Source organism: Lysinibacillus sp. NPDC094177, assembly GCF_050279145.1.
GTDB lineage: Bacteria > Bacillota > Bacilli > Bacillales_A > Planococcaceae > Lysinibacillus.
On the sequence record NZ_JBNNTW010000001.1, the window covers coordinates 634,296 to 649,952 of the forward strand.

Genomic DNA, 15,657 nt, shown 5'->3' on the forward strand with positions numbered 1-15,657 from the left:
CTATTCAAAAAGTTACATTTTAGTTCTATTATTTACTTTTTCAATCTACCATTAGACACAAAGATAGAGGTAGCTTCCAATTTCAAGCTACCTTTCCTTCATCATACTTGAACGTCAATTGTATGTCCTGCTGTCGGATGTGGAGCATCTAACATTTCAACTAATTGTTCTGTACTTTGCTTTTGCATATCCATTGCCTGTTTTGTTACTGCAAGAGATACATTTTGCATTAAAGTTGCTTGATTCATTGCCATTGATAAAGCTGCGATATCCATTTAGTCCACCTCCCATTTTATTTATCGGTCAGTTGTTTCTTTCATCAAGCGATTCTCCCCATTTTAATAAAAAAAACATCTACTGTCCTAAATAATAGACTCAATAGATGTTTTTTTATTACATTTTATTTTCGATAGTACGCCAAGCTTCTTCAAAGCCAATTCCTTTTTCTGAAGAAAAGACAATAAGAGGATCATTTTTGTCCATATCTAGCGTTTCTTTCACAACTTTTTTATGCTTATCCCATTTACCTTTTGGGATTTTATCTGCTTTTGTTGCAATGACAATACAAGGGATATTGTAATGCTTTAAAAAATCATACATCATGCGATCATCAGCAGTAGGAGGATGACGTAAATCAACAATTTGTACGACTGCCTTTAATTCATTGCGCCCTGTGATGTAACGCTCAATCATTTTCCCCCATGCTTCACGCTCAGTCTTTGAAACCTTTGCATAACCATAGCCTGGAACATCTACAAAAAACAATTGCTCTTCAATTTTGTAAAAATTAAGCGTTTGTGTTTTTCCGGGCTTAGAAGAAATACGTGCTAAAGCTTTACGACCGATCATTCGATTAATAAATGAGGATTTCCCCACATTTGAACGACCGGCTAGTGCAAATTCTGGCAGTCCATCTTCTGGATATTGGTCTGGTCTTACAGCACTTATGACCATTTCGACGTTATGGACTTTCATTTTCTTAAATACCTCCGTCCAGTGCAATGGCTAATACTTCATCAGCCGATGACACTAGTTTAAATGTTAATTGTTCGCGTACACTTTCCGGAATATCCTCAATATCTCGCTCATTATCTTTCGGACAAATAATTGTCGTTAAGCCTGCTCGATGCGCACTGAGTGTTTTTTCCTTTAAGCCACCAATTGGCAGTACACGTCCACGTAAAGTAATTTCACCTGTCATGCCGACCTCGCGACGTATAGGACGGTGTAAAATTGCAGATACAATTGCAGTTGCCATTGTAATACCTGCAGAAGGTCCATCTTTCGGCACAGCTCCTTCAGGAACATGGATATGAATATCATGTGTTTCAAAATATTCTGCATCCACTTTTAGCTCCTCCATTTTTGTACGGACATACGATAAAGCGGTTTGGGCAGATTCCTTCATGACATCGCCAAGCTTCCCAGTTAGCTGCAGTTTTCCTTTACCAGGTGTTAATGATACCTCAATTTGTAATGTATCACCACCCACAGTTGTATAAGCAAGCCCAGTAGCTACACCGACTTGGTTTTCCTCTTCTGCTTGTCCATAACGGAAACGATGTTTGCCGAGTAATTCCTCTAACGACTTCGAGCTAACTGTTACTCGTTTTTTCTCACCAGAAACGATAATCTTAGCGATTTTACGACATAAGGTTGCAACTTGACGCTCTAGCCCTCGAACACCTGCTTCACGTGTATAATAACGGATGATATCCACAACTGCTTCATCTTTAATGATAGCCTGTGTTTTTTTCAAGCCATGCTCTTTCAACTGTTTTGGTATTAAATGATTTTTCGTAATTTGCTCTTTTTCAATTTCTGTATAACCAGCAATTGAGATAACTTCCATACGATCTAGTAACGGCCCAGGAATTGAACTTAAATCATTGGCAGTTGCAATAAATAATACATTTGATAAATCATAAGGTTCTTCGATATAATGATCACTAAATGTATTATTTTGAGCTGGATCTAAAACTTCAAGCATAGCTGCTGCAGGATCTCCCCTGAAATCATTAGACATTTTATCAATTTCATCTAGAAGGAACACAGGATTAATAGTCCCTGCCTTTTTCATACCTTGGATAATACGACCTGGCATCGCCCCAACATACGTACGACGATGACCACGAATTTCTGATTCGTCTCGTACCCCACCTAATGAAATACGGATAAATTTGCGATCCAAGCTTTCTGCAATAGATCGAGCTAATGACGTCTTACCTACACCTGGAGGACCAGCTAAACATAATATTGGTCCACGTAACGATTTTTTCAACTGACGAACAGCTAAATATTCTAATATACGTTCTTTTACTTTTTCTAATCCGTCGTGATCACGATTTAAAATGTCCTCTGCATGTGTGATATTCATGCGATCCTCAGTCGCATTTGTCCATGGAAGTGATACAATCCAATCTATATAGTTTCGGATTACGCCACTCTCCGCACTAGCTCCAGGTAACTTTTCATAGCGATCCAACTCTTTAAGTACAGCTTCTTTCGTTGATTCAGGCATGCCTGTTTCGTCAATACGTTTACGTAATTCAGCTACTTCGCCAGTTTTCCCTTCACGGTCCCCTAGCTCTGTTTGAATAGCTTTCATTTGTTCACGTAAATAATATTCTTTTTGCGTACGCTCCATGGATTGTTTAACTTTTGAATTAATTTTCTTCTCAAGATCAAGGACTTCTTGCTCATCATGTAAACGAATAATTAAATGATCTAAACGCTTCTTTACACTGAGCATCTCCAATACTTCTTGTTTATCTGCAATCTTAAATGGCAAATGTGATGCAATGATGTCTGCTAAACGACCTGGCTCTTCAATATCCGCCACAGTACTGATGGTTTCAGATGTAACCTTATTGGAGGCTTTCGCGTATCTTTCGAAATGCGTTAACAACGTACGCATTAAAGCCTGCGTTTCAACATCCTTATCGATTGTTTCCTCCTTAACATCGATGTCAACAATCGTATATTTTTCTAATGCCCTATAGTTAGACCATGTTGCACGCGCTACACCTTCCACTAAAATACGTAGTGTTCCATTAGGTAATTTTAGCATCTGTTTGACATAAGCCATTGTACCAATTGTATATAAATCTTCCTCATCAGGCTGTTCATCATGCATTTCTTTTTGTGTTACCAATAATATCAATTGGTCCTCTAACATTGCTTGTTCCAGCGCTGCTACAGAACGATTTCTACCCACATCAATATGTAACACCATCGACGGGTATACTAAAAGTCCACGTAAAGGCAATAATGGTACATTTGTTGTTTTTTGTATTGTCACCATGCGGGTATTCACCTCCGTCAAAATTTTCTTGTTCACTCCCGCGCTACTAGTATGTGTTTAAAAAGCTGATTCACACTAGTTAATCAACCGAGTCAAAAATTTCATCTAATTACAGTTGGCTTTATGTAAGAATGAATAAAAAGCTGACTGTCGATATGTGCGAATATTGCACAACCGAAGTCAGCTAAATTACTCTTTATCTCATAACAATAGACAGTAAGGTCTGTTCGTTATGCTGAAGTTTTTGTGTCGCTACCTTCATCGAGTTCAGTGCCATCTTCAAGAAGCAATTTCGGTTTTTCTTTATCCGTAATTGTTTTTGCCGTAATGATACATTTTTTCACGTCTTCACGTGAAGGAAGTTCGTACATTACTTCAAGCATTGTTGACTCAATAATTGAACGAAGACCACGTGCACCTGTTTTCCGCTCAATTGCTTCTTTTGCAATTTCCGAAAGGGCACCTTCATCAAACTCAAGCTCAACACCATCTAGTTCAAGCATTTTTTGATATTGCTTAGCTAGTGCATTTTTAGGCTCTGTTAAAATTTGTACAAGCGCAGACTCGTTTAATTGCTCTAGACTCGCAAGTACTGGTAATCGACCGATGAATTCTGGTATTAGACCAAATTTCAATAAGTCCTCTGGAATCAGCTTTGCCATAATAGAGCCTTCATCCATATCAATTTTGTTTGGATCTGAACCGAAGCCAATTACTTTTTCACCCTGACGACGTTTAATAATGGATTCTATTCCATCAAACGCTCCACCTACAATAAATAAGATGTTTGTAGTATCGATTTGTAAAAACTCTTGGTGAGGATGCTTACGTCCACCTTGAGGAGGGACACTCGCAACTGTACCTTCTAAAATTTTAAGAAGAGCTTGTTGTACACCTTCACCTGATACATCACGTGTAATGGAGGGATTTTCAGATTTACGTGCAACTTTATCGATTTCATCAATGTAGATAATCCCTTTTTCAGCACGCTCGATATCGTAATCTGCTGATTGAATTAATTTTAATAAGATATTTTCAACGTCCTCACCAACATAGCCAGCTTCTGTTAGAGAAGTAGCATCAGCAATAGCAAAAGGAACGTTTAATATTCGCGCCAATGTTTGAGCCAATAAAGTTTTACCGCTACCAGTTGGGCCGATTAACACAATGTTCGATTTTGCTAATTCTACATCATCAATTTTACTATTCGTATTAATGCGTTTGTAGTGATTATAAACCGCAACTGCTAAAGCTTTTTTAGCACGTTCTTGTCCAATTACATATTCATCTAAAATCGCTAAGATTTCTTTTGGTTTTGGAATATCTTGGAATTCAATTTCTTCTTCAACGCCCAGTTCCTCTACAACGATTTCTGAACAAAGCTCGATACATTCATCACAAATATAAACACCAGGACCTGCAACTAGTTTACGTACCTGTTCTTGTGGCTTTCCACAAAAAGAGCATTTTAAATTGCCTTTTTCATCATTAAATTTGAACAATATGTTTCACCCCTATTCAAGCAACAATCTTACAAGATTATTGAATCTTTATCAAATAAATTGTCTGCTTCCATTTACACCACTGCATTTATGGTTCGAGATTTTAAAAAAACTTACGACATGCATAGTACAGAAACAATGACATTTATCGCAAAGCTGCCAATTATTTAGCTTGACGAATTTACCAATTATATCTTAATTTCCATGCGTTTGTAACATACTGATTCTTCAGAAACCTCTTTCGATCAGAGACCTTTCGTTTAGTCAAGCTCTCTGACCCTCGTCACTTGATAATTGGCTTGTGACCTCACTATTACAGCCGTTAGTACAAGATACAGATACTCAAATGAGCAACTTGTTTTTCTTTAAAATCTATTACATTCGCCAGAGGCTTAACTTCATTCAGAAGAGGATGTATTACGTTGTTCCTCATTTGGAAGAATTGAGACATCTATAAAACTAAGTCTTAACTCTGCTGAATAAAGTTAAATTTTAGCATCGTGTGAAAAGTCAAACAATACTATGTATTAGAGAATTGTAGAGGCTCTGCCTATCCCCCTCTTAAAAAAGTACTTCCTTTTGGAGGATACTTTTCGTGGTGAAAGTAGTCGTAATATTAATAATATAATTAACTGAACTAAACCTAAAAGGGAATCTGGCTTAACCTAAACAATAAATATGTGATAAAACAAGGCACGGTTTAATGCCGTACCTTGTTTTCATTTATCTATCCAGTTACAAAAAAATCCTATTCAGTAATTTTAGCGTTTTCTACTAAAAATTCAACTGTTTTTTGAATTTTAATGTCGTTTTCAAGAACAGCTGTGCCACCTAATGCACCTGTAATTTGCTCTTTTGTCATGTTAAATTGAGCAGCCATTTTTTCTAATTCAGCTTCGATATCAGCTTCAGTTGCTTCAATTTTTTCTGCTTCAGCAATTGCTTCAAGTGTTAGAGATACACGTACACGGCTTTCTGCTTCTTCTTTCATTTGTCCACGTAAATCTTCTTCTGATTGACCTGAGAATTGATAGTAAAGGTCTAAGTTCATTCCTTGCATTTGTAAACGTTGACCAAATTCTTGTAACATACGATCAGTTTCAGAGTTAATCATACCAGCAGGTACTTCAAATTCAGCTTTTTCAGCAGCTTTTTCAACTAATTCATCACGAAGTGCTGCATCTGATTCAGCTTGTTTTTGCTCAGCAGTTTGCTCTTTGATTTTAGCGCGTAAAGCTTCAACGCCTTCAACTTCTGGGTCTAATTCTTTAACGAATTCGTCATTTAATTCTGGAAGAACTTTTGTTTTAACTTCTTTTACAGTTACTTTGAAAGTAGCTTCTTTACCAGCTAATTCAGCTGCATGGTATTCTTCCGGGAAAGTAACAACTACATCTTTAGATTCACCAGTTTTCACACCTACAAGTTGCTCTTCAAATCCAGGGATGAATGAGCCAGAACCGATTTCTAGTGGATAGTCTTCACCTTTACCACCTTCAAATGCTTCTTCACCTACGAAACCTTCAAAGTCGATAACAGCTGTATCGCCTTCAACGATTGCTTCGTCTTCTTTAATTTCAAGCTCTGCTTTACGAGCTAATTGATCTTGAATTTGTGCTTCTACTTCTTCATCAGTAACTTCTACTGGAAGTTTCGTAACTTCTAAACCTTTGTACTCACCAAGTTTTGGCTCAGGCTTTACTGTTACTTGAGCATTAAATGTGAAATCTTTACCGTGTACGAAGTTTTCTGTACCAGAAATTTCTGGGTAATCAACTGGCATAATACCAGCTTCATCGATAGCTTTCGCATAAGATTCAGGAACGATGATTTCTAATGCATCTTGGTATAAAGATTCGATACCAAAGCGTTGTTCAAACATTTTACGAGGCATTTTACCTTTACGGAAACCTGGTACGTTAATTTGTTTTACAACTTTTTTGAACGCTTGGTCCATTGCTGCGTCTACTTCTGCAGCAGGTACTTCAATTGTAAGAGTACCGATATTACCTTCTTGTTTTTCCCATTTTGCTGACATGTATAAATACCTCCAAATAAATAATCAAGTTTTAAATGTTAGACAATTCATTCGTAACTACGATTTTGACAACCATTTTAGTATAACATAGATGCGCATAGTTTCAACTTATTTCATACGCCATGTAGTTCTGTTAGTTTTTCTAACATTTGTAAAAAGTCAATGATTTCATAGTCCATTTCCTGTACTTTTCCTAGCATAGATTGTACAAAGTCAATATAACTATAGGCAATATCGTCGGCTTCGAATGGGTGCCATTCAAACGGATACGTCACAATGGCATGTTTCGCCATTAAATATTGTACCATTTCCAACGTCGATGGGTCTTGCTCTAATTCATTCTCAATTATTTTTTTTACTTCCCTATACTGCGGCAACTGATTTGGAAGGACTAAATTGATAGGATTAATAGTCGTTGTTTCATTAAATTTCGAGACAGTAATTTCAATTGACACTTCTTGTTCCACTAATAGGATTAGTGCTAAGCTCTGAACAAATGGATGGATCGTTGGATATTCAATAATAGCTTTCAATGCAGTTTTTAACTGTCGCACATTCGTATCCATTAAGCGATGCAGTCGAATAGATTGTTCGTCTGGCGTTAATACACTAAATTTCGAAAGTTCATATTCTTGCTCTTCTAACAATCGTTTTGCATCCTCTTTTTTTTCGAGATTCTTAGCTACCTCCTGATTCAAGCTTCTTAAGCGTTCAAATTTCTCAAGTTGATCTTCCGGAAGTACGTTTTCTTCAATTAATGTCGTAATTAACGACTCTACTTGATGGTATTCTTTTAACTGCATACATACAGTAACATACAGTTCCATTACTTCCACATATAATGTCGTTCCCATTGCAAACAATTGCTCACAAACATTTTTAACTTTATCGTATGCTTTTAGTTCATATAAAGCGTACGCATAGGTACTTAATGCAAGTTCATCTCCAGTTTCATATAAAAACGCTTTTTCAAAGCTTGCCACAGCTTCTTCATATTGATATTTTTCCGCATACATATGTCCTTCACGTATTAATGTCTGAACAGCACCAGGAAAAACAACAATATTGTCATGTTTTATAACATGCCGTTTTCGCTTTGTCATTCCCCTCACCTCTTTACCACTATTTTACTTATTGATTTCTATATGAATCATCACCCTAACAAAGGGGTAGATTTCCGTTCCGACTGAGCCCTTTCCTAGGGAGCGTTCGATAAGCCACTTAGCAAAGTCAAAATGTTGGTCATGAAGGAGTTATCACAGGACTTGATGCTTTCCTTCTATTAGATCTCGCCAGGGTCTCATCTGCGGAGCTTCCTACCTTCACTCTACTCAACTTCATTAGTTGGCATACGTCATGTTTTAACAAATGCTATTTTCAACTTTAGCGATCACAATATATACCATAAATTTAGCTCCTTGCTTATTTTAACAAAAATCTTCGCTTTCATATTTCATATTTTGTAATAAATTGTATTATAATTAATAATGACTATCATTTATTACTGTTTACAGGGCATCTAGCTTCGTTTAATTTTTAAAAAAGTTATTCACAAGGAGTGGTATACATGCAATCAATGGATACAGTTAGTGAATTTGGTAGTAGCGTCTCTCCTATGTTTGAAGCGCTATCTATTAAAGTTGTTTCGTTTTCTACAGCGGAAGGTCCCAATCAGAAGGATTATCCGATTGAATTTGAATTACTCACACGAACAAAGATTGATTTATACACGCAAGAAGCAATTACACATATTATAAGTATCCAAGGTTACATTCCTGGCTCCATTTTAATTGGACACCAACATGAGTCACTTTTTATTATTCCCCAAAATGTACACATTGAATGCAACTATAAACTTCTAAGTATCGACGAAAAAGATATGCAACGCATCTTACAGCACTCTCAACCTAATCTACATTATAGCGAGTGGCTAATCGATGCCATTAAAAATGCAAATATTCTTGTAGATTTAAAAACCAATCAAAATACGTTTACTGAATGGCCACTCGGTATAAAATCAGCCATTATATTATAACTAGGATGAGACATACTTAAATAGGTATGTCTTTTTATTTTCATTCAGAATTTCTGTGCGAAAGCGCAGCGACAGCAACAAATGTTTTCTGTGCGAAAGCGCAGCGACAGCAACAAATGTTTTCTGTGCGAAAGCGCAGCGACAGCAACAAATGCGCCAAGGGGAAATTGATTATGTACTCCTTTAATAAGTCTATCCCTTTTTGTTGCTTGTCTATCATATCAACTTTCCCTTGATCCTGGAATTCCTATTGCGAATATCCTCCTATATCACTAGAAAACTTCACAAATCAGCAAATTTGTCGTTGAAGCCTTATAATAAAAAGACCTAGCTCCATAAAAGCATTTTTACTATGTCTGCGCATTGTTATAAATATAATTTGCAAAGACAAGTGATCTTCAAGAAATATGTTAAAACAATGCTCTTATAAAGCATTAACTTTACTTTGGGGGAATTACATATGAATATCAAAAATACTTTACAATCGTTTTCAACAATGACACATTCAGCACGACAAGAATTTATGTTACAAGAAGGAGATTGGTTGTTACAAGAAATGTTAACGCACATCGGTATACCAGATGCAGAATTACGAGACAAATTAATTTACCGTACTTTTATTGATTTACTTAGTGATAATTTACTGAGCACCGAGCAACTACAACATTTATTTGATTCAGCAACAGGCAACGATTTTTTATATTTAAACATAGGGGAAGAAATGACAGATAGTGTCTTTACACGTTCGTTTTCTGCTTTACTTGTAGCAAGTCTTCTTGCAAAGGATGCTGAACTACACATTTTAAATGATGATCGTCTTCAAATTTTCTTTCAAAAGATTGGTCGTTTTTTATTATTGGAAAAAGATACAAGAGGTCATGTTCAAGACAAGGGCTGGGCGCACAGCATTGCTCATGGTGCAGATTTAGCAGCAACGACGATTAAACACCCTAAGTTTGATTTACAGCATGCGCCTTTAATCTTGCATGCATTGAAACTTGTTACTTGGAAAGATACTGTTTTTGTCAACGATGAGGAGGAACGCTTAGTTAATATTATTGAAGCGTTACTAGCTCGAGACTACTCTGAGGAGGCATTAATAGAATTTGTCGAACAGGTATTTGATAAATTTGAAATGCATTTAGTGACACAGGGCTATAACGAAGCCTTTTTTAGCGGACGTACATGCACTTTAAATTTAATGAAAACATTGTACATTGCCTTAAAAATGAATAACCTAGCTCCAAAGCTACAAAATACTATCTATGGACATGTAGCAAAATGGCTAAAGCTCGGAGCTTAATATCAATTTTACTTTTGCTTAATTGCGCCGAATGAAGTTAAATTCCACTTTCTCTCTGCTTAGAACATTTATTTTCGTCTCCATAACCAAATTTAGCAAACTAATAATATCCTTAGTTTGCTATTTTTACTTTTCAGATAAAATATCGAGAATACAATATATGGAACATCATAACTATATTAACATAATTAATATTAGTTTCCGAAATACTACTTTCCAAACATCCCTTACATTGATAGTTTATCCTTAAATATCCACAATTCTATTTCCTCCGCGCTCACCTTTTAAAAAAACGCAACAAAAAAGCATTCTATACCCTAACAAAACGGCGATTTTATTACAAAATGAAGTCTAAATTGTGAAATGATATTTTCACAAAAAAAACTATTTAATTAGTTAAAGATGAGAAACTCAGTATTTTCAACGTTTTAACAGTGTTTATTTAATTAAACACAAAAATACTAATATTGAAATAACGATTTTTGTTCAAAAAATGTTCATATTCATCCCGAAAATACTATTAAAAAAATAAAAAATTAATTTTTTTTCTTTAAAACGGGCGTATAATCCAATGTGCAAACAACGACATTTGTGTCGGTCGATTATGACACATTGTCTGAAAATCGATTACACAGATTAAAGACTTTGCGAACGCTTGCACTAGACCAATCAAATACTAGATTCAATGTTTCATATTGAACCATGCCATTGTAAGTATTTCTGATTATTTGATTGGTACAACAACTAAAAGAGGTGACCGTATTACCCACTATTTATAAATTCGAATCTATTTACAAACACAGAAAATTTATGAATAGCCGTTTTATAGAAAGGAGTCAAACATGAAGAAAAAGTTAAGCTTAATGTTTGTTGCATTTGGTGCGCTTGCAGTTCTTTCTGGCTGTGAACCACTAACAGTCTTTGACCCAAAAGGGCCAAATGCCAAAACATTATCAGACACAATTATTTTATCCATTATTACAATGGCCTTTATATTACTAGTCGTGTACGTGCTTTTAGCATTTATGCTAACTAAATACCGTGCTTCTAAAACACCTGCCGATTATGAGCCTCCTCACGAAGAGGGTAGTCATTTACTTGAAATTACATGGACAGTTATCCCTATTATCATAGTGGCTTTCTTAGCAATTGTTACTGTAAGAACAACAAGTACAGTAGAGTCTCAACCAGAAGGTTATGACAATAAAGAGCCACTTGTAATTTACGCATCATCCTCTAACTGGAAATGGCATTTTAGTTATCCAGAGCAAGGTATTGAAACTGTAAACTATGTAAATATTCCAACTGACCGTCCAATTGAGTTCAAACTATACTCTTTCGGACCAATCACAAGTTTCTGGATTCCACAATTAGCTGGTCAAAAATACGCGATGAGTGACATGTTAACAACTATTCACCTAGCTGCAGATGAGGTTGGTTCATACATGGGCCGTAACTCTAACTTTAGCGGTCGCGGTTTCGCTCAAATGGAATTTGAAGTTCAATCTATGACAGAAAAAGACTTCGACAAATGGGCTTCTGATGTGAAAACAAAAGAAAAACCATTAACAAAAGAAAAATTTGATGAACTATTAAAAGCAGAACACGTTGGTCGTTCAAGCTATTCATCTACACACTTAGAATTTAGCCCAGCTCCAATGGAACACAGTGAACACATGAAAATGGGTGGCATGGATCATAGCGATATGAACATGTCTGAAAATGAAATGGATCACTCTAAAATGGATCATGGGAATCATTCTGATTCACAAGAAAATTCTGAAGCAACACATTCACATTAATTTTATTTTTACACCTGAAAGGAGCGCATCCAATGAGCATGGAAGAAATTTTCCATCCACTTAAAGAACCGATGATTTTGGGGGCAGCTATTAGTATCATAGTTGGAGCAGTGGTTATCGCAATCGGCCTTACTTATTTCAAAAAATGGGGCTATTTCTATAAAAACTGGCTATCAACTGTTGACCATAAAAAAATCGGTATTATGTATATCGCTACAGCACTATTGATGCTATTCCGCGGCGGTATCGATGCTTTGTTAATGCGTGCACAAACAGCAGTTCCTGATAACGGACTTCTTGATGCACAACACTATAATGAGATTTTCACAACACACGGTTTAATCATGATTCTATTCATGGCTATGCCATTCGTAATTGGTTTAATGAACATTGTTATCCCACTGCAAATTGGTGCACGTGACGTTGCCTTCCCACGTCTAAATGCAGTCAGCTTCTGGTTATTTGCAGCTGGTTGCGGTTTACTAAACCTATCATTTATCATTGGTGGTTCACCTGATGCTGGTTGGACAGCTTACTTCCCACTATCTGGGACAGAATTTAGTCCATCTCCTGGGGGCAACTACTATTCTTTAGCTTTACAATTATCAGGGATTGGTACGTTATTGACTGGTGTTAACTTCATCACGACAATCATTAAAATGCGTGCACCTGGTATGACGTTAATGAAAATGCCAATGTTTAGTTGGTCAATTTTAATCACAAACGTTATTATCGTATTCGCATTCCCAGTGTTAACTGTAGCGCTTGCATTAATGATGTTTGACCGTCAATTCGGTACACAATTCTTTGCGATGCAAAATGGTGGTATGGACATGCTTTGGGCCAACCTATTCTGGGTTTGGGGACATCCTGAGGTTTATATCGTTATCCTACCTGCTTTCGGTATCTTCTCAGAAATCATTGCAACATTTGCACGTAAAAACTTATACGGCTATACATCAATGGTTATGAGTATGGTTGTTATTTCGTTACTATCATTCTTAGTATGGGCCCACCACTTCTATACAATGGGTCATGGCGTTATGGTAAACAGCTTCTTCTCTATTACAACAATGGCGATCGCTGTTCCAACAGGGGTTAAAATATTTAACTGGTTGCTCACAATGAGACACGGTAAAATTCAATTTACAACTCCGATGCTTTATGCACTTGGTTTTATTCCGATCTTCACAATCGGTGGGGTTACAGGGGTAATGCTAGCAATGTCTAGTGCGGACTATCAATATCATAATACGATGTTCTTAGTTGCCCACTTCCACTATGTATTAATTCCAGGTACAGTATTCGGTGTACTTGCAGGTTACCACTACTGGTGGCCAAAAATGTTCGGTTTCCGATTAAATGAAAAACTAGGGAAAACTGCTTTCTGGTTTATCGCAATTAGCTTCAACGTAGCTTTCTTCCCTCTATTCATTTTAGGTTTAGATGGTTACGCTCGTCGTATGTACACTTACTCTGCTTCAACTGGATATGGTCCATTGAGCATGGTATCGTTCATCGGTGCAATTGGTCTTGCTGTCGGCTTCGCGTTAATCGTATATAACATTTACTATAGCTGGAAACATATGCCACGTAATGAAAAAGCAGATGTTTGGGATGGTCGTACGCTAGAATGGGCTACTCATTCTCCAGTACCTGAATACAACTTCGCAGTAGTTCCGACTGTTTCACGTTTAGACGAATTCTGGTTCGCTAAAAAAGAAGGTCGCGATATTACTGCAGGTAAGATTGAAAAAATTCATATGCCTAACAACACTGGCGCACCTTTCTGGATGAGTGGATTCTTCTTCCTTGCAGCATTCTTCGCTGTATTTAATCTATGGATTCCAGCCATCGTAAGTATGCTTTGTGTATTTGGCTTTATGATTCATCGTTCATTTGAAAAAGATCATGGTCGTTACATTTCAGTTGAAGAAGTTATGGCAACTGAAAAAAGCTTGAGAGGTGATAAATAAAATGAAAATCGATTCTTCACTTCCATTAGAATATAGTACAGAGGAAAATCGCCTGAAAATTTTCGGTTTCTGGGTTTTCCTTGGTGCCGAAATCGTATTATTCGCCACACTATTTACAGTGTATTTCACACTTCATACACGTACAGGTAGTGGTCCAAATGGCGCTGAAATCTTTGAATTAACACCAGTATTATGGGAAACATTCTTATTATTAACAAGTAGTTTCACAATTGGTCTTGGTATTCATGCAATGCGCATTGGCAACAAAAAAGCGATGATGGCATTTTTCATCATCACACTTCTATTAGGTCTTGGCTTCTTAGGTATTGAGATTGATGAGTTTGTCACTTATGTTCATGAAGGTGCTACAATTCAAACTAGCGCATTCTTATCAGCATTAATGACTTTACTTGGTACGCACGGTGCCCACGTAACTTTCGGTTTCTTCTGGGGCGTTGCAATTTTAATCCAAGTAGCAAACCGTGGCTTAAACCCACAAACGGCTAACAAAGCGTTTATCTTCTCACTGTACTGGCACTTCCTAGACGTTGTTTGGATTTTCATCTTCAGCTTCGTCTACTTGAAAGGACTGATTAGCTGATGAAGGAATTATTCCCAAAACAACATGTGATGGGCTTCGGCTTCTCACTATTACTAACAATTGTAGCTTTAGCTGTTGTTAAGTTTGATATGTCTGCTAACATGGCACTTGGTATTTTACTTGTGACTGCTATTGCACAAGCAACTGTACAATTAGTATTATTCATGCACATCGGTGAATCTGAAGATAAGAAAACGTTATATATAACGATTTTATATGCAGTATTCGTAGGTGTTGTTACAATCCTAGGTACATTATTCGCAATGATCTGGGGCTATAACTGATAAGAAAAGTCGAGAAAATGATATCATTTTCTCGGCTTTTTCTTTTTGGAAAAAATTTTTTTCGTCAATTTAAATGAACACTATCTCGCATAACTCAACATTCAGTACAGTTTAAAAAGTAATATTTCTGCATCTAAATAAGGCCTAGTTCAGCCTGAATACCAGTCCTTATTCTTTTATGCTCTGTTAGCAACCAATAATTCTAATGCCTCGAATACTTGATTTAAACTATGTCCTGCGCACACCTATTTCAAATCAAACACTAAATACCCTATCGTCTTTCAAGACCCCTGCATTTAGTTTTCTCTACCATAAACTATTAAAGCTCTATAACTTTATGATTCACTCTGCAAATATTCTAGCAACGGTTCCCTGTTGTAAAACTCACATTATAGGTTAATTTTCTGATTATTATCAAGTTTTGTTCAATTATTAACAAAACTTGATTTTGAAACTTTTATAGCTAACGTTATGATAATAAACCTATTTCAAGGGTATTTTAAGACCGCTATTTTGGATGCAGTTATGATTATGAGCCCATTTTCCGTCAATTAAGTACGTATCAAATGCGTGCAGTCATTCCTATAATGTCTGCAGCTAAGGCCGGATTTGATTAGCATTTCAGACCGACATATATATATGAACACAGTTACTATTACAACAGCTTCGATGAAAAGTATCGAACGAAAAATATTATTTATGAAATTAATTCACTTATTATTCTTGTACTACTTTTTCTTGTTATTCAGCTAAGCATGAAGGCTTATAAATACAGGTATAAATTGGGCATTTACTATTATTTTAATATTGAA

12 protein-coding genes are annotated in these 15,657 nt (G+C 36.3%); 6 read left to right on the top strand and 6 right to left on the bottom strand.

Annotated elements, in window-relative coordinates; genetic code table 11:
- Positions 1-101: 101 nt before the first annotated feature.
- The 6 genes from ACQKNC_RS03020 to ACQKNC_RS03045 all read right to left on the bottom strand — a co-directional run bounded on the left by ACQKNC_RS03020 (position 102) and on the right by ACQKNC_RS03045 (position 7,947).
- Positions 102-275, bottom strand: a complete 174-nt coding sequence (locus ACQKNC_RS03020) for a YjfB family protein (protein ID WP_427423390.1) — start codon at positions 273-275, stop codon at positions 102-104.
- A 118-nt stretch (positions 276-393) separates the two neighbouring features.
- Positions 394-975, bottom strand: coding sequence for a ribosome biogenesis GTP-binding protein YihA/YsxC (yihA, locus tag ACQKNC_RS03025; RefSeq protein ID WP_427423391.1), 582 nt, complete (start codon positions 973-975; stop codon positions 394-396).
- A gap of 4 nt (positions 976-979) precedes the next feature.
- On the bottom strand, positions 980-3,304 hold the full coding sequence (gene lon, locus ACQKNC_RS03030) for an endopeptidase La (RefSeq protein WP_427423392.1): 2,325 nt from the start codon (positions 3,302-3,304) through the stop codon (positions 980-982).
- 230 nt (positions 3,305-3,534) lie between these two features.
- A complete protein-coding gene (gene clpX, locus ACQKNC_RS03035) occupies positions 3,535-4,806 on the bottom strand; it encodes an ATP-dependent protease ATP-binding subunit ClpX (RefSeq protein WP_427423393.1) in 1,272 nt (423 codons plus the stop codon).
- Between the two features lie 748 nt (positions 4,807-5,554).
- The gene (gene tig / locus ACQKNC_RS03040; protein ID WP_427423394.1) at positions 5,555-6,844 is read right to left on the bottom strand and encodes a trigger factor; all 1,290 of its coding nucleotides are present in this window, start codon (positions 6,842-6,844) and stop codon (positions 5,555-5,557) included.
- Between the two features lie 113 nt (positions 6,845-6,957).
- Positions 6,958-7,947, bottom strand: a complete 990-nt coding sequence (locus ACQKNC_RS03045) for a hypothetical protein (protein WP_427423395.1) — start codon at positions 7,945-7,947, stop codon at positions 6,958-6,960.
- Between the two features lie 464 nt (positions 7,948-8,411).
- On the opposite strand from ACQKNC_RS03045, the gene ACQKNC_RS03050 reads away from it, so the two are divergent.
- From ACQKNC_RS03050 to qoxD, 6 genes are all read left to right on the top strand, one after another.
- Positions 8,412-8,879: a hypothetical protein gene (locus ACQKNC_RS03050; protein ID WP_427423396.1), complete on the top strand. Its 468-nt coding sequence runs from the start codon at positions 8,412-8,414 to the stop codon at positions 8,877-8,879.
- Positions 8,880-9,339: 460 nt separating this feature from the next.
- Positions 9,340-10,182, top strand: a complete 843-nt coding sequence (locus tag ACQKNC_RS03055; protein WP_427423397.1) for a DUF2785 domain-containing protein — start codon at positions 9,340-9,342, stop codon at positions 10,180-10,182.
- An 842-nt stretch (positions 10,183-11,024) separates the two neighbouring features.
- Complete coding sequence (qoxA, locus tag ACQKNC_RS03060) at positions 11,025-11,984, top strand: cytochrome aa3 quinol oxidase subunit II (RefSeq protein ID WP_427423398.1); 960 nt, start codon at positions 11,025-11,027, stop codon at positions 11,982-11,984.
- A 32-nt stretch (positions 11,985-12,016) separates the two neighbouring features.
- Complete coding sequence (gene qoxB, locus ACQKNC_RS03065) at positions 12,017-13,960, top strand: cytochrome aa3 quinol oxidase subunit I (RefSeq protein WP_427423399.1); 1,944 nt, start codon at positions 12,017-12,019, stop codon at positions 13,958-13,960.
- A 1-nt stretch (position 13,961) separates the two neighbouring features.
- Positions 13,962-14,561, top strand: coding sequence for a cytochrome aa3 quinol oxidase subunit III (gene qoxC, locus ACQKNC_RS03070; RefSeq protein ID WP_427423400.1), 600 nt, complete (start codon positions 13,962-13,964; stop codon positions 14,559-14,561).
- On the top strand, positions 14,561-14,845 hold the full coding sequence (gene qoxD, locus ACQKNC_RS03075) for a cytochrome aa3 quinol oxidase subunit IV (protein WP_427423401.1): 285 nt from the start codon (positions 14,561-14,563) through the stop codon (positions 14,843-14,845). Before qoxC ends, qoxD begins: the two co-directional genes overlap by 1 nt.
- The last annotated feature ends 812 nt before the right edge of the window (positions 14,846-15,657 follow it).

Bases quoted from the DNA above. Each gene is read 5' to 3' on its own strand.
- qoxA (WP_427423398.1), top strand. From the start codon at position 11,025: ATGAAGAAAAAGTTAAGCTTAATGTTTGTTGCATTTGGTGCGCTTGCA.
- yihA (WP_427423391.1), bottom strand. From the start codon at position 975: ATGAAAGTCCATAACGTCGAAATGGTCATAAGTGCTGTAAGACCAGAC.
- qoxD (WP_427423401.1), top strand. From the start codon at position 14,561: ATGAAGGAATTATTCCCAAAACAACATGTGATGGGCTTCGGCTTCTCA.
- ACQKNC_RS03050 (WP_427423396.1), top strand. From the start codon at position 8,412: ATGCAATCAATGGATACAGTTAGTGAATTTGGTAGTAGCGTCTCTCCT.
- qoxC (WP_427423400.1), top strand. From the start codon at position 13,962: ATGAAAATCGATTCTTCACTTCCATTAGAATATAGTACAGAGGAAAAT.
- qoxB (WP_427423399.1), top strand. From the start codon at position 12,017: ATGAGCATGGAAGAAATTTTCCATCCACTTAAAGAACCGATGATTTTG.
- lon (WP_427423392.1), bottom strand. From the start codon at position 3,304: ATGGTGACAATACAAAAAACAACAAATGTACCATTATTGCCTTTACGT.
- tig (WP_427423394.1), bottom strand. From the start codon at position 6,844: ATGTCAGCAAAATGGGAAAAACAAGAAGGTAATATCGGTACTCTTACA.
- ACQKNC_RS03055 (WP_427423397.1), top strand. From the start codon at position 9,340: ATGAATATCAAAAATACTTTACAATCGTTTTCAACAATGACACATTCA.
- ACQKNC_RS03020 (WP_427423390.1), bottom strand. From the start codon at position 275: ATGGATATCGCAGCTTTATCAATGGCAATGAATCAAGCAACTTTAATG.
- ACQKNC_RS03045 (WP_427423395.1), bottom strand. From the start codon at position 7,947: ATGACAAAGCGAAAACGGCATGTTATAAAACATGACAATATTGTTGTT.